We start from the raw sequence: 18,615 nt of genomic DNA on the forward strand, positions 1-18,615 counted from the left end.
CAATGGCGCTGCGGACGGCCCTTCTCGTACTGGCAATCGTCCCCGGTGTCGCCCTGGCCGCCCTCTGGGCCGTCACCAGTGGTCAGACTCTGCTCGACTTCCAGAAGCAAGCGGCTCAAGGGCAGTTGGCCCAGAAGGCCGGCCAGCCGTCCAACATCGTGTACTACAACCTCCAGGAGGAGCGGCGGCTCAGCGCCGAGGCACTGGCCCGCAAGGGAGGCGCCACCGACGCCCTGCGCGAGCAGCGCAAGCTGACCGACAAGGCGATCACCAGCTTCCAGTCGCTGTCCGACACCGACACCGACGACGCCCCCGGCGAGGTACGCGACGCGGTCGGCGAAGCCCGTACGGCGATCACCCAACTCCCGGCGCAGCGGGCCCTCGTGGATGAGGGCGACAACGACCAGCAGAAGGCCGTGTACCGCTACTACACGGACCTGATCGCCGTCGATCTGCGGCTCTTCACGGCCCTCAGCCATGTGGACAACGGCCGGATCACCACGATCTCGCAGCCGTTGGTGGACCTGTTCTGGGCCAAGGAGATGATCTCCCGCTCGGACGCGCTGCTCGCCCGTGGCTGGATGAAGGGCAGGCTGAGCACCGCGGAGCTCCAGGAGGTCCGGCAGGCCGTCTCCGCCCAGTCGTTCCAGTACACGACGAAGGTCGTCCCCTATCTCCCGGCGGACGAGAAGGCGAAGTGGCAGGAGGTCTTCGGCTCCGCCGCCTGGAAGGCCAAGTCCCGGGTGGAGACCCGGGTGCTGCGCCCGGCCGACCCGGACTCCTCCGGCTCCGTCGCCCTCGGCGCGAAGGAGGCGGACTGGCGCGGCGCGATGGACGAGCTCACGCCCCAGCTGGTGGAGCTGATGGAGGACCGCACCGATGTGGTGGTCGCGGAGGGCAAGGACAGTGTCATCTCCCTCCTGATCAAGGTGGTCCTGACCACGGTCGTCGGCCTCGCCGCCGTCGTCGCGGTCATCTGGTTCACCTGGCGGATCTCCCGCAACCTGCGCCGCCGGATCAGCCGGCTCCAGGAGCGGGCCGAGGAGCTGGAGAAGGCGCTGCCCGACGTGGTCGAACGGCTCGGCAAGGGCGAGCGCATCGACGTCGAGGCCGAGGCCCGGGCGATCGGGGACGGCGGCGAGGCCGGGACGACGGACGAACTGGCCCAGCTGGGCCACGCGCTCGACCTGGCCCGTACCAGCGCCCTGCGCGCCGCCGTCGACCAGGCCGACCAGCACCGGGGCTTCGAGCGGCTGCTCCAGCGCATCGCCCGCCGCACCCAGCAACTCATCGGCCAGCAGCTGAAGAAGCTGGACCAGCTGGAGCGCGAGCACGAGGACCCGGAGCTCCTGGACGGCCTCTTCGACCTCGACCACCTCACCGCCCGCCTGCGGCGGTACGAGGAGAACCTGGTGATCCTCGCGGGCGGCTCCCCGCACCGGCGCTGGCGCAAGCCCGTACCGCTGCTGGACGTCATGCGGTCCGCCCAGGGCGAGGTGCAGGACTACCAGCGCGTGGTGCTGGACCTGGACGGCTCCCCGTGGCTCGCGGCACGGGCCGTGGGACCGGTCTCCCATGTGCTGGCGGAGCTGATCGAGAACGCCCTCACCTTCTCCCGGCCGCCCAGTCCCGTCGAGGTCAGGGCCGCCCAGGTGAGCCGGGGCCTGGCCATCGAGGTCGAGGACCGCGGGCTCGGCATGGACGAGGAGCAGCTCGCGGCGGCCAACGAGCTGATGAGCCGGCCGCCCCGGATGGACGTGCTGGCCCACGCCGACGACATCCGCCTCGGCCTGTACGTGATCGCGCGCCTCGCCGACCAGCACGGGCTGCGGGTCGAGTTCCGCCAGTCGGCGTTCGGCGGCACCCGCGTCGTCGTGCTGGTCCCGGACGCGCTCACCGTCCCCGGCCCGCACGCCGGTCCGGTGGCCGTCCCCGCCCCCGAGGCGGAGGAGCCCGCCCCGGCCACCGCCCCGCTCCGGGACTCCGACGCGCTGCCCAGCCGGGGCCGGGGCAGGGCCCTCGCCGGGGTCACCGCCCTGCACGCGCCGGACGCGCCCGCTCCCGCACCCGAGCCCGATGCGCCGTACGCCGGCCCGGACGGGCACGCGTACGGGCAGCGGGACGACGTGTACGGGGGCGCCCGGCAGGACGAGGCGGCGCACCACGGCGGGTACGCGGACGCCGGGCAGCCGTACATGACCGCCGAGGGGCAGTACCCGGTCACCCACCAGGTGTACCCGGAGCCCTCGGAGCCGTACGGCGCTCCGCGGCAGCCCTACCCGGACACGTATCTGACGGGCGAGCTGGACGCGGACGGCTTCCCGGTCTCCCTGCCCCCGCAGCCGGAACCGGCCGCACACGCCGGGCCGCCCGCGCACGCCGGGCCGCCCGCGCACGCCGGGCCGCCCGCGCACGCCGGGCCGCCCGCACACGCCGGGCCGCCCGCGCAGACCATGCAGCCCGCACCGCTTCCGCAGCCCGCGCCAGGGCCGGGGCCGGGGCCGGGTCTTCCCGCCGCGCCCTTCGGGGAGCCGCTCGGGGAGCCGCCGTTGCCGCGCCGGGTGCGTCAGGCCAGCCTCGCCGACGAGCTCCGGGTCGACCCGGCCGCGCCGGCCGCCGCGGCCCGGCCGCGGGTCAGGGCCGAGGACCCGCCGCCCCGGACCGCCCCGCACCGCGCGGGTGCGGCGATCGGAGCCTTCCAGCGCCGATCCCGCGCCGCCCGCGCCACCGACGAGCCGCCGACGCAGCCCGACCTCACGAGAGAAGAACGGACATGACACGCACAACCGCCACCCGCCAGGATCTCGACTGGCTCCTCGACGGTCTGGTCGACTCGGTGGCCGAGACCATCAACGCCGTCCTGCTCTCGGACGACGGGCTGGTGGTGAGCCACTCGCGCACCATCGAGCGGCCCGACGCCGAGCGGCTGGCCGCGATCTGCACCGGTCAGCAGAGCCTGGCCCGGGGTGTGGGCCAGCTCTTCGACGGCGGCGGCGTCCACCAGGTGATCGTGGAGCTGGCGGATCTGTGGCTCTTCATCATCTCGGCGGGCCAGGGCACCCACCTGGCCGTCATCGCCTCGCAGGAGGTGGACGCCGAGATCATGTCGCTCGCCATGCACAACCTCGTCCTCCAGGTCGGCCAGAAGCTCAGCACCCCGGCGCGGGACGACTTCGACGCCTTCGGCGCCGGGGACAGGCCGCGGGCGTGACCGGCCACTGGCCTTACGGGCAGGGGGATTTCGAGGACGACGGCGAGGACGCCGCGGGAACGATGGTGCGCCCGTACACCATCACCCGCGGCCGGACGGCCCCCGACCGGGACGACCTCACCCTCATCACCGTGCTCACCACCGCGCACGATCCGCGGGACGAGCACGGCGCGGCGGCCCGCCCGGGCCGGCTCCAGCCGGAGCACCGGCTGATCCTGGAGCGCTGCCGCCGGCCCGCGGCGGTCGCCGAGGTCGCGTCGGACCTCGACCTGCCGATCTCGGTGACCAAGATCCTTCTGGCGGACCTGGTCGCCACCGGCCTCCTGATCGCCCGGGCCCCGCTCTCGGTGGCCCGGGCGTCCGGCGGCGCCGACATGGGCGTACTGGCCGCTGTTCGCGACGGACTCCGGAGACTCTGACCCAAGATGACCACCAGTCAGGCGGCGCCCGCCGCCGTCAAGATCCTGATAGCCGGCGGTTTCGGCGTCGGCAAGACCACCCTCGTGGGGGCCGTCAGCGAGGTCGCCCCGCTGCGCACCGAGGAGCTTCTGACCACGGCCAGTATCGGCGTGGACGACCTGGCCGGCGTCGGACAGAAGGACACGACGACCGTGGCCCTGGACTTCGGCCGGATCACGGTCAGCCAGGACCTGGTCGTCTATCTGTTCGGCACACCGGGCCAGGAGCGCTTCTGGTTCATGTGGAACGACCTGGTCAACGGGGCGCTCGGCGGGGTCGTGATCGCCGACACCCGGCGCCTGGAGAGCAGCTTCGCCTCGATCGACTTCTTCGAGAGCCGGGACATCCCGTTCGTCGTCGCGATCAACTGCTTCTACGGGCACAACTCCCGCACCACGGACGAGATCAGGGCCGCCCTGGACCTGGACCCGCATGTGCCGCTGCTGGTCGGCGACGTGCGCGAGCGGCCGTTCGGCCGGGATGTGCTGCTGGCCCTCGTGGACCACCTGATGAGCCTGCCCGTCGCGGTGGGCTGACCCCTTCCCCTTACTTCCTCGCTCTGGAGAGATCCGACATGGCAACACCTCTGCGCGTCCTGATCCACGGCGGCGGCATCGGCGGGCTGACGCTCGCCACCGCCCTGGCCCGGCGGGGCCACACCGTCGAGGTGGCCGAGCTCCGCGACGAGCTCGACGCCCTCGGCGTCGGCATCATCCAGCCGTCCAACGCCCTGCACGTGATGCGGGAGATCGGGGTGCTTGAGGAGTGCCTGGCGGCGGGCTTCGAGTGGGAGGTGCTGACCATCGCGGACCCGGCCGGCAACACCCTGGCCGAGATACCGCAGCCGCGCATGGGCGACGCCCCCTCCAACAACGGCATCCCCCGCCCCGCCCTCGCCCGGGTGCTCAGCGCGGCGGCCACCTCGGCCGGTGCGAAGATCCGCTTCGGCGCGACCATCACCGAGCTCACCGACGACGGCAGCGGCGTGGACGTCACCCTGTCCGACGGCTCGTCCGGCCGCTGGGACCTGGTCGTCGGCTTCGACGGCATCGGCTCGCCGCTGCGCACCCGGCTGTACGGGGACCGCTACGCCCCCCAGTACACCGGCTTCGCCAACTGGCGCGTCACCATGCCCCGCCAGGAGCAGGTGCGGGGTGTCGTGATGGGCACCGCGGGCCAGGCCGCGAAGGCGCTGCTCACCCCGATCACCGATGAGCTGATGTACCTGGGGTCGGTCTTCGCGGAGGCCGAGGACTTCCGGCCGGACCCGGCGAAGGCGCACGAGCAGCTGAAGGAGCGGCTGGCGATGTTCTCGGGCCCGGTCGCCGAGGCGCTGGCCGAGGTCACCGGGCCGGAGGCGGTCGTCTACTCGCGGATCTCCCAGGTGACGGTCGAGGAGCCGTGGCACGTGGGCCGGGTGGTCCTGGCCGGTGACGCGGCGCACGCGAGCACCCCGCACATCGCGCAGGGCGCGGCGATGGCCGTGGAGGACGCGCAGGTGCTCGCCGAGTCGCTGGACGCCGAGGCGGACGTCGACACGGCCCTGGACGTGTGGGAGGCCCGTCGCCGTCCGCGTGCCATGTGGGTGCAGGCGATGTCCCGCGCGGTGCTGAAGCAGGAGACGGGCGGGGAGACCACGCCGGAGGAGGACGAGCTGCTGAAGATCGGCATCCCGGGCGCGGCCCATGTGCTGGTGCAGCCGTACTGACGTGATGCGCTACGCCCCCGCCGGGCCCGGTTTCCGGGAGCGGCGGGGGCGTACGTCGTTCAGGGCAGGACCGCGATGCCGTCGATCTCGATCAGGGCCTGTTCGTCCCAGAGCCGGGCCGCGCCGATGACCGCCATGGCCGGGTAGTCGCGGCCCGCCGTCCGGCGCCAGATCCGGCCCAGCTCCGGGGCGTTGGCCCGGTAGTCGGCGACATCGGTGGCGTACACCGTGACCCGGGCGAGGTCCGCCGGGGAGCCGCCCGCCGCGCGCAGGGCGGTGAGGAGGTTGCCGAGGGCGGTCCCGAACTGCTCGGGCAGGGTGTCGCCCACGACCTCGCCGTGCTGGTCCAGGGCGGTCTGCCCGGCCAGGAAGACAAGCCGCCCGCCGGTCGCGGTGACCGCGTGCGAGAAGCCGGACGCCGGTGAGAGTTCGTGCGGGTTGATGCGGTGGATCGGGCTCATGCGGTCGGCTCCCGGTTCGCGTACAGCTCCTTGGCGATGATCGTGCGCTGGACCTCGCTGGCGCCCTCGTAGATGCGCGGGGCTCGGACCTCCCGGTAGAGGTGTTCGAGCAGATGGCCGCGGCGCAGGGCGCGGGCGCCGTGCAGCTGGACGGCGGTGTCCACGACGAACTGCGCGGTCTCCGTGGCGTACAGCTTCGCCATCGCGGCCCGGCGCGGCACCCCGGGCTCCCCGGCGTCATGGGCGGCGGCGGCCGCGTAGACCAGCAGCCGGGCGGCCTCGGTGCGGGTGGCCATCTCGGCGACCTGGTGGGACACGGCCTGGAGGGCGGAGAGGGGCGCTCCGAAGGCGGTCCGGGTCGCGGTGTGCTCCACGGTGGCGTCGAGGGCGGCGCGGGCCATGCCGAGGGCGAAGGCGCCGACGCTGGGGCGGAAGAGGTTCAGGGTGTCCATGGCGACCGCGAAGCCCCGGTCCGGCTCGCCGAGCAGATCGTCGGGCGTGACGCGGACCCCGTCGAAGGCGAGGGCCCCGATCGGGTGCGGGGAGAGCATGTCCAGGGGGGTGCCGGTCAGCCCGGCGCGGTCGGCGGGGACCAGGAACGCGGTGACGCCACGGGCCCGGGCGCCGGGGGTGGTGCGGGCGAAGACCGTGTAGAAGTCGGCCTCCGGCGCGTTGGAGATCCAGCACTTCTCGCCGGTCAGCCGCCAGCCGCCGGAGTCGGGGGCGGCGTCGAGCGCGAGGGCCCCCGCGTCGGAGCCCGCGCCCGGCTCGCTGAGCGCGAACGCGGCGACGTGGCGGCCGGCGCGGACCCCGGGGAGCCAGCGCTCGCGCTGGGCGGGGGTGCCGGACCGGAGCACGGGGAAGGCGCCGAGGCCCTGGAGCGCGAGGGCGGTCTCGGCCTCGGTGCAGCCCCGGGCGAGCGATTCGCGCAGCAGGCAGAGGTCCAGGGCGCCCGAGCCGAACAGCCGGTCGAGGAGGCCCAGCTCGCCGAGGGCGGCGAGCAGCGGGCGGTTGACGTGCCCCGGTTCACCGCGCGCGGCGATGGGGGCGAGCCGGTCCAGGGCCAGGGTGCGCAACTCCTCGCACCAGGCGGTCTGGGCCGGATCGAGCGAGAATGCCGTCATACCGGCGCCTCTCTGGTCGAATTCGAATGCTCCCGGGCATCTTTATCGCGGACCGTTGACTACCGTCACCCAAACGATACGCTCCAAGGGCGACAAGGGGGCGATCCTTCATGGACCCGAAAACCTCAGCGCACATCGACGGCTTCGCCAGGGAGCACCTGCCCCCGGTGGAGCAGTGGCCGGACCTGCTCTTCGAGCTGCCCGAGCTGTACTACCCGGACCGGCTCAACTGCGCCGCCGAGCTCCTGGACCGCACGGCCGACCGCCTCGGCCCCGGCCGCCCCGCCTTCCGCACGCCGGACGGCGGGGTGCTGAGTTACGGGGACCTGCGGGGCCTCGTCGACCGGATCGCCCATGTCCTCACCTCGGACCTGGGGGTCGTCCCCGGCAACCGGGTCCTGCTGCGCGGCCCCACCACGCCCCACCTCGCCGCCTGCTGGCTGGCGGTGCTGAAGGCGGGGGCGGTCGCCGTCACCGTACTGGCGCAGCAGCGGGCGTCCGAGCTCGCCACGATCTGCTCGATCGCCCGCGTCAGCCACGCCCTGTGCGACGCGCGGTCGGTCGAGGACCTGGCGCAGGCGGAGGTGCCCGGGCTGCGCATCACGGCGTACGGGGGTGAGGCGCCGGACGATCTGCTGCGGCTGGCGGCCGCCCGGCCGGGCCCGTACCGGGCGGTGGACACCGCGTCGGACGACGTGGCGCTGATCGCGTTCACCTCCGGCACCACCGGCCGCCCCAAGGGCTGCATGCATCTGCACCGCGATGTGCTGGCCATCGCCGACACCTTCTCGCGGCACGTCCTGCGGCCCGGGCCCGACGACGTCTTCGCGGGCAGTCCGCCGCTCGGTTTCACCTTCGGGCTCGGAGGTCTGGTGGTGTTCCCGCTGCGGGTGGGCGCGTCGGCGCTGCTGCTGGAGCAGGCGGGCCCGAAGCAGCTGCTGCCCGCCCTGGCGGAGCACCGCGTCTCGGTGCTGTTCACCGCGCCGACCGCGTACCGGGTGATGCTGGACCAGCTCGACGGGCACGACCTGTCGGCGCTGCGCCGCTGTGTCTCGGCGGGCGAGAACCTGCCGGAGGCGACCTGGCACGCCTGGCACGAGCGGACCGGGCTGCGGATCATCAACGGCATCGGCGCGACCGAGCTGCTGCACATCTTCGTCTCGGCCGCCGACGACACGATCCGCCCCGGCACGACGGGCGTCCCGGTCCCCGGCTGGCAGGCCCGCGTGGTGGACGCCGACGGCGCGCCCGTGCCGGACGGGGAGCCGGGGCTGCTCGCCGTGCGCGGCCCGGTCGGCTGCCGCTATCTCGCGGACGAACGGCAGCGCGACTACGTACGGCACGGCTGGAACATCACCGGCGACACCTATGTGCGCGACGCGGACGGCTACTTCCGGTACGTGGCCCGCGCCGACGACATGATCATCTCCTCCGGGTACAACATCGCGGGCCCCGAGGTCGAGGAGGCCCTGCTGCGCCACCCCGATGTGGCGGAGGCGGCGGTGGTCGGGCAGGCGGACGAGCTGCGCGGCCGGATCGTGGCGGCGTACGTGGTCCTGCGCGAGGGCGCCGAGCTGACGGCGGACCAGCTGCGCACGTTCATGCGGGCGGAGCTGGCCCCGCACAAGTGCCCCCGCCGCATCACGTTCCTGCCGGCTCTCCCCCGTACCGCCACGGGGAAACTGCAACGGTTCAGGCTCCGCGCGGGGGAACCCGGTGCGGCCGGGCCCGCGCCGGGCCGAGAATGATCACATGGTCGAACCGCACACCCCCCGTTCACTGATCGTCACCCTGTACGGGGCGTACGGACGCACCCCCGGCGACGGCCCGATGCCGGTGGCCGGTCTGGTCCGGCTGCTCGGCGCCGTCGGCGTGGACGCGCCCGCCGTTCGCTCGTCCGTCTCCCGGCTGAAGCGGCGGGGACTGCTCGTCGCCGAGCGCACGGCGGACGGGGCGGCCGGATACGCGCTGTCGGCGGACGCCCGCCAGCTCCTGGACGACGGCGACCGGCGCATCTACCGCCACCCGGACCCGCCGCTGGCGGACGGCTGGGTGCTGGCGGTGTTCTCGGTGCCCGAGGCGGAGCGCCACAAGCGGCACCTGCTGCGCTCGCGGCTGTCCCGGCTCGGCTTCGGCACCGCCGCCCCCGGTGTCTGGATCGCCCCGGCGGGGCTGTACGACGAGACCCGGCACACCCTGGAACGGCTGGAACTCGCCCCCTACGTCGATCTGTTCCGGGGTGACCACCTGGGCTTCTCCGCGACCCGGGACGCCGTGGCCCGCTGGTGGGACCTGGACGCGGTGGCCCGGCTCCACCACGGCTTCCTGGAACGCCACGAGCCGGTGCTCAGGGCCTGGGAGGCGCGCGGCGACGCGGCGGTGGACCCGGAGGCGGCCTACCGGGACTACCTCACCGCGCTGGACTCCTGGCGCCGGGTGCCCTACGCCGACCCGGGGCTGCCCGGGGAACTGCTGCCCGACGCGTGGCCGGGGGCCCGGTCGGCCGAGGTGTTCCGGGCGCTGCACGAGCGGTTGCGGGACGCGGGGGCGGAGTTCGCGCACCGGAAATAGCGCTGCCGGGCCGGGACCGGGCGCGGCAGAATGCGGGTCCATGAGCTGGACCTTCACCGATGACCCCGGCGTCTTCCTCGACGCGGCCGGCGCCTGGCTCTCCGCCCGCCCGGCCGAGCACACCGTGCCGCTCACCGTCACCGCCGCCCTGCGCGGGCGCGTCCCCGGTGGTGAGGGCGCACCGGCCCCGGTGCTGGGCTGGTGGCGCGGGCCGGACGGGGAGGTGGCGGGCACCCTGGTGCAGACCCCGCCCCGGCCGCCGCTCCTCGACGGGCTCACCCCCGACGCGGTCGCCGCGCTGCTCGCCGCCCGCCCGCTGACCTCGGCCAACGCGGACCGGGCGACCGCCCTCGCGGTGGCCGCGCACTGGCCGGTCCACCGCGTCGAGGAGGAGCGCCGGCTGTACCGGCTGGACGGGCTGGTCCCGCCGCGCCCGGCGCCCCCGGGCGGGCCGAGGCGCGCGGTCCCCGGCGACCGGGCGCTGCTGGTGCGCTGGCACCGGGGCTTCGCCGCCGACCTGGGGCACCCGGACACGGGCGCCGAGGCGGCGGCGGACCGGCGGCTGAGCGGGGACGGGCTGACGCTCTGGGAGGACGGCGGCGCCCCGGTCTCGATGGCGGTGGTGTCGCCGCGCGTCGCCGGAGCGGTCCGCGTCGTCGCCGTCTACACCCCGCCGGAGCACCGGGGCCGGGGCTACGCCGCCGCCGTCACCGCCCGGGTCGCCCGCGCCGCGCTGGACGGGGGCGCGGAGCACGTCCTGCTGTTCGCGGACCCGGCGAACCCGACGAGCAACGGCGTGTACCGGCGCATCGGCTTCCGGGCGATCGCGGACCGGCTGGTGGTCGGCGCGGAGCCGGACCATGGCTGAGGCGCCCGAGCCGCGCTGGCTGGTCGCGGCGAACGTCGTGCGGTGGCGGCGGTACGGGGAGCTGGGCCAGGAGTTCCGCTCCGGCACCAAGGCGTTCCGGGCGGGCGCGAAGGTCTATGTGGTCGACACGTACCCCGGCATGGGCAACGAGCAGCTGACGGCGGTCGGCCACGGCCGGCACACCGGTCACTGGATCACCATCGACACCGGAACGCGCCACCTGCACACCTTCCGGGCCCAGTTGGTGTACTCCCCCGCCGTGCTCCGGCGGTGCGAGGAGCGGCTCGTGTGGTCGAGGGAGGAGGCGGTGGAGTGGGCGGAGTTCCTGGAGCGGATCGCGCGCCTGGGCCGGAACACCCACCACGGGGCCCCGCACCCGGACCCGTGCCTGTGCCACGAGTGCCTGCCGGTCGCCCCGGAGGTCAGCCCAGAGTGAGGCGCGGCTTCGGGGCGTCAGTGCGGCCCGTGGGCGGGGTGCGGCTGCCCGCGCGGTACGGGAGGGGCCAGGGGGCGCCCGGGCCGGTGTAGCCCTGCTCGGCGGCCGCGTGGAGCGTCCAGTGCGGGTCGTAGAGGTGGGGGCGGGCCAGGGCGCAGAGGTCGGCGCGGCCCGCGAGGAGCAGCGAGTTGACGTCGTCCCAGGAGGAGATCGCGCCGACCGCGATCACCGGCACGCACAGGGTGTTGCGGATGCGGTCCGCGTACGGGGTCTGGTAGGACCGCCCGTACTCGGGCCGCTCGCCGGGGACGACCTGGCCGGTGGAGACGTCGATGGCGTCGGCCCCGTGCGCGACGAACGCGCGGGCGATCTCCACGGCGTCCTCGGCGGTGGTGCCGCCCTCCGCCCAGTCGGTGGCGGAGATCCGGACGGTCATCGGCCGGTCGTCGGGCCACCGCTCGCGGACCGCGTCGAAGACCTCCAGCGGGAAGCGGAGGCGGTGGGCGAGCGGTCCGCCGTAGGCGTCGGTGCGCCGGTTGGTGAGCGGCGAGAGGAACCCGGAGAGCAGATAGCCGTGCGCGCAGTGCAGTTCGAGGAGGTCGAAGCCGCAGGCGTCGGCGCGCCGGGCGGCGGCGGCGAACTGCTCGCGGACCTCGTCCAGACCGGCCCGGTCCAAGGCGTGCGGGACCTGGTTGACGCCGGGCGCGTACGGCAGCGGCGAGGCGGCGGTCACCGGCCAGTTGCCGTGGTCCAGGGGCTGGTCGATGCCCTCCCACATGAGCTTGGTGGAGCCCTTGCGGCCGGAGTGGCCGAGCTGGACGCCGATCGCGGTGCCGGGGGACGCGGTGTGCACGAAGTCGGTGACCCGGGTCCAGGCGGCTGCCTGTTCGTCGGTGTAGAGGCCGGTGCAGCCGGGGGTGATGCGGCCCTCGGGGCTGACGCAGACCATCTCCGTCATGACGAGCCCGGCGCCGCCGAGCGCCCTGGCGCCGAGGTGGACGAGGTGGAAGTCGCCGGGGACGCCGTCGGTGGCCGAGTACATGTCCATCGGCGAGACGACGACGCGGTTGCGCAGCTCCAGGCCGCGCAGCCGCAGCGGCGTGAACATCGGCGGGGTGCCCGGCGGGCAGCCGAACTCCTCCTCCACCCCGGCCGTGAACGCCGGATCGCGCAGCCGGAGGTTGTCGTGGGTGACGCGGCGGCTGCGGGTGAGGAGGTTGAACGCGAACTGGCGCGGCGGCTGGTCCACGTATGTACCCAGCTCCTCGAACCAGCGCAGGCTGGCCGCCGCCGCGCGCTGCGTCGACTCCACGACGGGCCGCCGCTCGCTCTCGTACGCGGCGAGCGCGACGGGCAGCGAGGGCTGCTCCTCGACGCAGGCGGCGAGCGCGAGGGCGTCCTCCACGGCGAGCTTGGTGCCGGAGCCGATGGAGAAGTGCGCGGTGTGCGCGGCGTCCCCGATGAGCACGGTGTTCTCGTGCGACCAGTGCGCGTTGACGACGGTACGGAAGGTGAGCCAGGCGGAGTTGTTGGAGCGCAGCGGCCGGTGGCCGAGGGCGTTCGCGAAGACCTTGGCGCACTGGCGGATGGACTCGGCCGGGTCGGGTACGTCGAAGCCGGCCGCCCGCCAGACCTCCTCGCGCATCTCCACGATGACCGTGGACGCGTGCTGCGAGAAGGGGTAGGCGTGCAGCTGCATCACGCCGTACCCGGTCTCGGCGATCTCGAAGCGGAAGGCGTCCAGGGCGAAGTCGGCGGCGAGCCAGATGTAGCGGCAGCGGTGTCCGGTGATCCGGGGCCGGAAGCTCTCCGCGTGGGCGTCGCGGGTGGCGCTGTGCACGCCGTCGGCGGCGATGACCAGGTCGTGCGTGGCGGCGAGTTCGGCGGCGGGCGGGGCCTGCGTACGGAAGCGGAGGTCGACGCCGAGCCCGGCGCAGCGTTCGTGCAGGATCTCCAGGAGCCGGCGGCGGCCGAGGGCGGCGAAGCCGTGGCCGCCGGAGGTCTGGGTGTGGCCCCGGTGCACGATGTCGATGTCGTCCCAGCGGACGAACTCGCGCTGGAGGGCGCGGTGCACGACGGGGTCGGCGTGTTCGATGCCGCCGAGGGTCTCGTCGGAGAGGACGACGCCGAAGCCGAAGGTGTCGTCGGGGGCGTTGCGCTCCCAGAGGGTGATCTCGCGGTCGGGGCCGAGGCGCTTGAGCAGGGCCGCCGCATAGAGCCCGCCGGGGCCGCCGCCGATGACCGCGATCCGGTGCGGGCCGCCGGCGGTCATTTGCCGCGCCAGGCGGGCGGCCGCTTCTCGCTGAACGCGGCATGGAATTCGGCGTAGTCCTCGCCGTGCATCAGGAGGGCCTGGGTCGCGGCGTCCATCTCGACGGCGGCGGCCAGCGGCATGTCCAGCTCGGCGGTGAGCAGCGCCTTGGTCTGGGCGAGGGCGAGCGCGGGCCCGTCCGCGAGGCGGCGGGCGAGCGCGGCGGCGGCCTTGTCCGCGTCGCCCTCGTCGGTGAGCTCGCTGATCAGGCCGATGCGCTCGGCCTCGGGGGCGCGGACCGGTTCGCCGAGCATCAGGAGGCGGGTGGCGTGACCGAGGCCGACGACCCGGGGCAGCAGATAGGCCGCGCCCATGTCGCCGCCGGAGAGCCCGACCCGGGTGAAGAGGAAGGCGAACCGGGCGGTGGGGTCGGCGACGCGGAAGTCGGCGGCGAGGGCGAGGACGGCGCCGGCCCCGGCGGCCACCCCGTGCACGGAGGCGACGACGGGGAAGGGGCACTCGCGGACCGCGCGGACGACCTGGCCGGTCATCCGGTTGAAGTCCAGGAGCTGGGCGGTGTCCATCGCGAGCGTCGCGCCGATGATCTCGTCCACGTCGCCGCCGGAGCAGAAGCCGCGCCCCTCGCCGGCCAGCACCAGGGCCCGCACGAAGCGCTCCCGGGCCAGCTCGGCCAGCAGGTCGCGGAGGTCGGCGTAGGCGCCGAAGGTCAGGGCGTTGAGCTTCTCGGGCCGGGCGAGGGTGACGGTCGCGACGCCCTCCTCGACGGTGACCCGCAGGTGGCGCCAGTGCTGCGTACGCGGTGCGGAGCCGGTGAACGGGCTCATGGCGGGGTATCCCCTTCGGCCGTCGCTGCTGCCTGACCCAGAATTTATCACCGTTACGTGACTCCCGTCACGAGTACGCGATACATCGGCGGGTGGATCCAGTGACGAACGTCCCCCTCTGTGCCGGACCGCAGGCCCTTGTCGCCGTCGCCCCGCTTCGTAAGGTTGGACCCAAGAAGTCTTGAGCGCGGAACCGTCTGAGCCCAGGACCCGCCGCGCTCACCCGAACGGAAACCCCTCGTGCCCCCCGACGGACCGCCACCCCCCTCCTGGCGCATCACCCTGCCGCACTCCACGGCCGCCGTGCCGATCGCCCGCGCGCTGATCCGCTCGGTGCTGACGGACATCGACGCGCCCGCCGACAGCGACACCGCCGAGCTGCTGACCGCCGAGCTGGTCGCGAACGCGGTGGAGCACACCCCGGGCAACGACCCGATAGAGCTGGTGGTCGAGCTGCTTCCTGCGGGCTGCCAGGTGGAGGTGCACGACGGCGACCCGGCCCCGCCCGGCGACCTGTCCCGCCCGGAGCCCGGTGACGTACCGGACCCGTGGCAGGAGCACGGCCGGGGGCTGCTGCTGATCCGCACGCTCAGCTCGTCCTGCGGTCACCGCCCGACCGAGCGCGGCAAGGCGGTGTGGTTCCGGCTGCCGCCGGTCTAGGCGTTCGTCGCCAGCCGTGAGCGGCGGTGCCCGTACACCGCGTACACGAGGGCGCCGACCGCGAGGAACACGGCGAACTGGACCCAGGTCGTCCAGCCGGTGCCGTACATCAGGTAGACGCAGAAGCCGATGCCGATGAGCGGGCTCAGCGGGTAGAGCGGGACCCGGAAGGAGCCGCGCACCTCGGGGTTGCGGCGGCGCAGCACGAGAACGGCGGCGTTGACGGCGACCATGGTGGCGAGCGTGCCGATGGTGGTCAGGTTCACCACCATGCCGAGCGAGGAGAAGGCCGCCGGGACCGCGAAGACGACGGCGACGATCCAGGTGTTGGCGACCGGGGTCGCGGTGCGCGGCGAGACCCGCTCGAAGACCCTCGGGACCAGGCCGTCGCGGGACATGGACATGAGGATGCGGGTCTGCCCGTACATCACCGCGAGGACCACCGAGGCGATGGCGACGACCGCGCCGAAGGCGATGACGCCGCCGCCCACGGACGAGCCGGTGACCTGGTCGACGATCAGCGAGAGCGCGGCGGGCTTGTCGGAGACGGCGTCCGGGCCGAGCGCGCCGATCGCGGCGAGGGCGACCGCGCAGTAGAGCAGCGTGACCAGGCCGATGCAGATCATGATCGCGAGCGGGATGTTGCGCCGGGGGTTCTTGACCTCCTCGCCCGCCGTGGTGATCGCGTCGAAGCCGATGTACGAGAAGAACGCCAGCGACGCGCCCGCCGTGACGCCGCCCGCGCCATGCGCGGCGAACGGGGTGAGGTTGCCGCGCTCGAACGCGGTGAACGCGATGACGCAGAACAGGGCCAGCACGACCAGCTTGAGGACGGCCATCGCGGCGGTGGCGGTCGCGCTCTCCCGTACGCCGCGCACCAGCAGCGTCGCGGCCATCATGACCACGATCACGGCGGGCAGGTTGATCACGCCGCCGTCGGCCGGTCCGGCGGAGAGGGCGGCGGGCAGCTGGTGGCCGAAGAGGCTGTCGAGAAGTTCGTTGACGTACTGGCTCCAGCCGACCGCGACGGCGGAGACCGAGACGCCGTACTCCAGGAGCAGGCACCAGCCGACGAGGAAGGCGAGGCGTTCGCCGAGCGTGGCGTAGGCGAAGGAGTACGAGCTGCCGGAGACGGGAATGGCACTGCCCAGCTCGGCGAACGAGAACGCCGTGAAGACGCAGGTCACGGCCGCGAGGACGAAGGAGACCACGACGGCGGGCCCGGCCTCGGCCACGCTGTCGGACAGGCCCACGAAGATGCCGGTCCCGACGACCGCGCCGATCCCGAAGCACACCAGCTGGAACAGGCCCATGGTGCGCTTGAGGCCGTGCCCCTCCAGGTCGGCGCCCGATTCGGCGATCAGCCGGTGCGGGTCCTTGACGCGGTGCGGGGGGCCGGGGAGGCGCAGGGGGCTCACGGCGGTGTCTCATTTCCGGTGGTACGCGTGGGGGGAGGCGCGGCTCGGGCGGTGGGGGCCGTCGCGCGCACGAAAAGGGGGTTCGAGCGTGCGAGCTCGAACCCCACCAATCGGGACCATCATAGACACCTGTCCGCATATTCACCCAATTGGATGTATGAACATGCGGGTCGCCGGGCCGCTAGGCGGCCAGCGTCGCCACGAGCACGGCCTTGATCGTGTGCATGCGGTTCTCCGCCTCGTCGAAGACGACGGAGTGCTCGGACTCGAACACCTCGTCGCTGACCTCCAGCTCTTTCAGCCCGTGCCGCTCGTGGATCTCGCGCGCCACCCCGGTGCCGAGGTCGTGGTACGCGGGCAGGCAGTGCAGAAACTTCACCCCGGCGTTCCCGGTCGCCCGCAGCACGTCCATCGTGACGGCGTACGCCCCGAGCGCGGCGATGCGGGCGCCCCAGACCTCCTTGGGCTCGCCCATCGAGACCCAGACGTCGGTGGCGACGAAGTCCGCGCCGCGCACACCCTCGGCCACGTCGTCGGTGAGCGTGACACGGGCGCCGGACTTCTCGGCGAGCGCGCGGGCCTCGGCGACGACCGTCTCGGCCGGCCAGTACGCCTTGGGCGCGACGATGCGGACGTCCATGCCGAGCAGGGCGCCGGTGACCAGGTAGGAGTTGCCCATGTTGAAGCGGGCGTCGCCGAGGTAGGCGAACGCGATCTCCTCCAGCGGCTTCTCGCTGTGCTCGGTCATCGTCAGCACGTCGGCGAGCATCTGGGTCGGGTGCCAGTCGTCGGTCAGCCCGTTGAAGACCGGCACCCCGGCGTACGCCGCCAGCTCCTCGACGGCCGCCTGGCTGTCGCCCCGGTACTCGATGCCGTCGAACATCCGGCCGAGGACGCGCGCGGTGTCCTTGACCGACTCCTTGTGCCCCATCTGGGAGCCGGAGGGGTCGAGATACGTGGTCGAGGCGCCCTGGTCGGCAGCGGCGACCTCGAACGCGCACCGGGTGCGGGTCGACGTCTTCTCGAAGATCAGCGCGATGTTCCGGCCGCGCAGCCGCCGCGTCTCCGTGCCCGACTTCTTGGCGGCCTTGAGCTCGGCGGCCAGCTCGATCAGGCCGCGGAACTCCGCGGCCGTGAAGTCCAGCTCCTTGAGGAAGTGGCGGCCTGCGAGGTCTATGGCCATGGTGACTGCTCCTGGGTCGGACGGGGGGACGCATACCGTAACGCTGGAACCCTATACGACGCAATGCATCGGTATACAGAGCCGTCTCGCGGTACGGATGCCCCGCCGCCCGTCGCACCGCGTCCCGTCACACCGCGTCCCGCACGACCGGGCAGCTCATGCAGCGCGGACCGCCCCGGCCCCGGCCCAGCTCGCTGCCCCGGATCTCGATGACCTCGATGCCCTGCCGGCGCAGATGCGTGTTGGTGGTGGCGTTGCGCTCGTACGCGACGACGACGCCGGGTTCGACGGCCAGCACGTTGCAGCCGTCGTCCCACTGCTCCCGCTCGGCCGCGTGGACGTCCTGGGTGGCGGTGAGCACCCGGATCGAGCCGAGACCGAGCGCTTCGGCGATGGCGGTGTGCATCTGCTCGGGCGGATGGTCGGTGACCTTGAGGTCGCGCGGCCCGTCGCCGGGCTCGATCGTGTACGAGCGGAGCATGCCGAGGCCCGCGTACTTGGTGAAGGTGTCCCCGTCGACCATGGTCATCACGGTGTCGAGATGCATGAAGGCCCGGCTCTTGGGCATGTCCAGCGCCACGATGGTCCGGGCCGAGCCCGCGTCGAAGAGCCCCCGGGCCAGCATCTCGACGGCCTGCGGGGTGGTGCGCTCGCTCATGCCGATGAGCACGGCGCCGTTGCCGATGACGAGGACGTCGCCGCCCTCGATGGTGGAGGGGTAGTCGTCCTGCCCCTCGGACCAGTGGTGGAAGGCGCCCGCTTCGGGCCCGGTGAACAGCGGGTGGTGACGGTAGATCGCCTCGAAGTGGACCGTCTCGCGCTGCCGGGCGGGCCAGCGCATGGCGTTGATCGAGACGCCGTCGTAGATCCACGCCGAGGTGTCCCGGGTGAACAGGTGGTTGGGGAGCGGCCCGAGCAGGAAGTCGTCCAGGTCCATGACGTGGAAGCGCACCGAGACCGGCTCCTTGTACCGTTCCAGGAACTCCCGCTTGGTCATCCCGCCGACCAGCGCCTCGCACAGCTCGGCCGCCGTCAACTCCTCGAAGGCGGCCCGCAGATGCTCGGTGGCGAGCGGACCGTACTCCTTCTCGGCGAAGACCCGGTCCAGCACGAGGCGCCGGGCGACCGGAGTCTCCAGCGCCTCGCGGAGCAGGTCGCCGAAGAGGTGCACCTCGACGCCCCGGTCGCGCAGCACATCGGCGAAGCCGTCGTGCTCCTGGCGGGCCCGGCGCACCCAGAGCACGTCGTCGAAGAGGAGCGCGTCCTTGTTGCTCGGCGTGAGCCGTTTCAGTTCCAGATCGGGGCGGTGCAGGATGACGCGGCGCAGCCGCCCGGCCTCGGAGTCGACATGGAATCCCATGCCCACATCCTCACCGCGCGGCGCGCCGTTCACCCGGCGAATCGCCAGCCTGTTCTGCCG

General features: G+C 73.4%; 17 protein-coding genes. 10 read left to right on the forward strand and 7 right to left on the reverse strand.

The window, feature by feature from the left end; genetic code table 11:
• Positions 1-2 precede the first annotated feature (2 nt).
• Genes ACIQZN_RS33525 through ACIQZN_RS33545 form a run of 5 tightly spaced genes read left to right on the forward strand, consistent with a single transcriptional unit; the run spans position 3 to position 5,378 of the window.
• Positions 3-2,777, forward strand: a complete 2,775-nt coding sequence (locus ACIQZN_RS33525; protein ID WP_404002217.1) for a nitrate- and nitrite sensing domain-containing protein — start codon at positions 3-5, stop codon at positions 2,775-2,777.
• Positions 2,774-3,211 (forward strand): roadblock/LC7 domain-containing protein, encoded by a 438-nt coding sequence (locus ACIQZN_RS33530; RefSeq protein ID WP_073966227.1) that lies wholly within the window; start codon positions 2,774-2,776, stop codon positions 3,209-3,211. Before ACIQZN_RS33525 ends, ACIQZN_RS33530 begins: the two co-directional genes overlap by 4 nt.
• A complete protein-coding gene (locus ACIQZN_RS33535; protein ID WP_079192913.1) occupies positions 3,208-3,630 on the forward strand; it encodes a DUF742 domain-containing protein in 423 nt (140 codons plus the stop codon). Before ACIQZN_RS33530 ends, ACIQZN_RS33535 begins: the two co-directional genes overlap by 4 nt.
• Before the next feature lie 6 nt (positions 3,631-3,636).
• Positions 3,637-4,206, forward strand: a complete 570-nt coding sequence (locus ACIQZN_RS33540; protein ID WP_404002221.1) for a GTP-binding protein — start codon at positions 3,637-3,639, stop codon at positions 4,204-4,206.
• Positions 4,207-4,244: 38 nt separating this feature from the next.
• Entirely contained in the window at positions 4,245-5,378 is a 1,134-nt protein-coding gene (locus tag ACIQZN_RS33545) for an FAD-dependent monooxygenase (RefSeq protein WP_404002224.1), read from the forward strand.
• 59 nt (positions 5,379-5,437) lie between these two features.
• Here the strand turns inward: ACIQZN_RS33545 and ACIQZN_RS33550 are convergent, their stop codons facing one another.
• Positions 5,438-5,839, reverse strand: a complete 402-nt coding sequence (locus ACIQZN_RS33550) for a RidA family protein (RefSeq protein ID WP_404002227.1) — start codon at positions 5,837-5,839, stop codon at positions 5,438-5,440.
• On the reverse strand, positions 5,836-6,963 hold the full coding sequence (locus ACIQZN_RS33555; RefSeq protein ID WP_404002230.1) for an acyl-CoA dehydrogenase family protein: 1,128 nt from the start codon (positions 6,961-6,963) through the stop codon (positions 5,836-5,838). Before ACIQZN_RS33555 ends, ACIQZN_RS33550 begins: the two co-directional genes overlap by 4 nt.
• Positions 6,964-7,073: 110 nt before the next feature.
• On the opposite strand from ACIQZN_RS33555, the gene ACIQZN_RS33560 reads away from it, so the two are divergent.
• The 4 genes from ACIQZN_RS33560 to ACIQZN_RS33575 are packed head-to-tail and all read left to right on the forward strand — an operon-like array spanning position 7,074 to position 10,838.
• A complete protein-coding gene (locus ACIQZN_RS33560; protein WP_404002233.1) occupies positions 7,074-8,711 on the forward strand; it encodes an AMP-binding protein in 1,638 nt (545 codons plus the stop codon).
• A 4-nt stretch (positions 8,712-8,715) separates the two neighbouring features.
• Positions 8,716-9,534 carry a PaaX family transcriptional regulator C-terminal domain-containing protein gene (locus ACIQZN_RS33565; RefSeq protein ID WP_404002236.1) on the forward strand — a complete coding sequence of 273 codons (819 nt, stop codon included), beginning with the start codon at positions 8,716-8,718 and terminating at the stop codon, positions 9,532-9,534.
• A 40-nt stretch (positions 9,535-9,574) separates the two neighbouring features.
• Positions 9,575-10,402: a GNAT family N-acetyltransferase gene (locus tag ACIQZN_RS33570; RefSeq protein ID WP_404002239.1), complete on the forward strand. Its 828-nt coding sequence runs from the start codon at positions 9,575-9,577 to the stop codon at positions 10,400-10,402.
• On the forward strand, positions 10,395-10,838 hold the full coding sequence (locus ACIQZN_RS33575; RefSeq protein ID WP_404002242.1) for a hypothetical protein: 444 nt from the start codon (positions 10,395-10,397) through the stop codon (positions 10,836-10,838). Before ACIQZN_RS33570 ends, ACIQZN_RS33575 begins: the two co-directional genes overlap by 8 nt.
• On the opposite strand, the gene ACIQZN_RS33580 is transcribed toward ACIQZN_RS33575, so the two are convergent.
• The gene (locus ACIQZN_RS33580) at positions 10,825-13,110 is read right to left on the reverse strand and encodes a bifunctional salicylyl-CoA 5-hydroxylase/oxidoreductase (RefSeq protein WP_404002245.1); all 2,286 of its coding nucleotides are present in this window, start codon (positions 13,108-13,110) and stop codon (positions 10,825-10,827) included. The two genes, ACIQZN_RS33575 and ACIQZN_RS33580, sit on opposite strands and share 14 nt — an antisense overlap.
• A complete protein-coding gene (locus tag ACIQZN_RS33585; protein WP_404002248.1) occupies positions 13,107-13,934 on the reverse strand; it encodes an enoyl-CoA hydratase family protein in 828 nt (275 codons plus the stop codon). The genes ACIQZN_RS33580 and ACIQZN_RS33585 overlap by 4 nt, the downstream gene beginning before the upstream one ends.
• Before the next feature lie 240 nt (positions 13,935-14,174).
• On the opposite strand from ACIQZN_RS33585, the gene ACIQZN_RS33590 reads away from it, so the two are divergent.
• The gene (locus tag ACIQZN_RS33590; RefSeq protein ID WP_404002251.1) at positions 14,175-14,594 is read left to right on the forward strand and encodes an ATP-binding protein; all 420 of its coding nucleotides are present in this window, start codon (positions 14,175-14,177) and stop codon (positions 14,592-14,594) included.
• Here the strand turns inward: ACIQZN_RS33590 and ACIQZN_RS33595 are convergent.
• The 3 genes from ACIQZN_RS33595 to ACIQZN_RS33605 all read right to left on the reverse strand — a co-directional run bounded on the left by ACIQZN_RS33595 (position 14,591) and on the right by ACIQZN_RS33605 (position 18,555).
• Positions 14,591-16,012: an amino acid permease gene (locus tag ACIQZN_RS33595; protein WP_404002254.1), complete on the reverse strand. Its 1,422-nt coding sequence runs from the start codon at positions 16,010-16,012 to the stop codon at positions 14,591-14,593. The genes ACIQZN_RS33590 and ACIQZN_RS33595 overlap by 4 nt on opposite strands.
• Before the next feature lie 181 nt (positions 16,013-16,193).
• The gene (gene argF, locus ACIQZN_RS33600) at positions 16,194-17,195 is read right to left on the reverse strand and encodes an ornithine carbamoyltransferase (RefSeq protein ID WP_404002257.1); all 1,002 of its coding nucleotides are present in this window, start codon (positions 17,193-17,195) and stop codon (positions 16,194-16,196) included.
• A gap of 127 nt (positions 17,196-17,322) precedes the next feature.
• On the reverse strand, positions 17,323-18,555 hold the full coding sequence (locus tag ACIQZN_RS33605; protein WP_404002259.1) for an arginine deiminase: 1,233 nt from the start codon (positions 18,553-18,555) through the stop codon (positions 17,323-17,325).
• Between the last annotated feature and the right edge of the window lie 60 nt (positions 18,556-18,615).

The sequence above is a fragment of the Streptomyces sp. NPDC097595 genome (genome assembly GCF_044761525.1).
Classification (GTDB): Bacteria; Actinomycetota; Actinomycetes; order Streptomycetales; family Streptomycetaceae; genus Streptomyces; species Streptomyces drozdowiczii_A.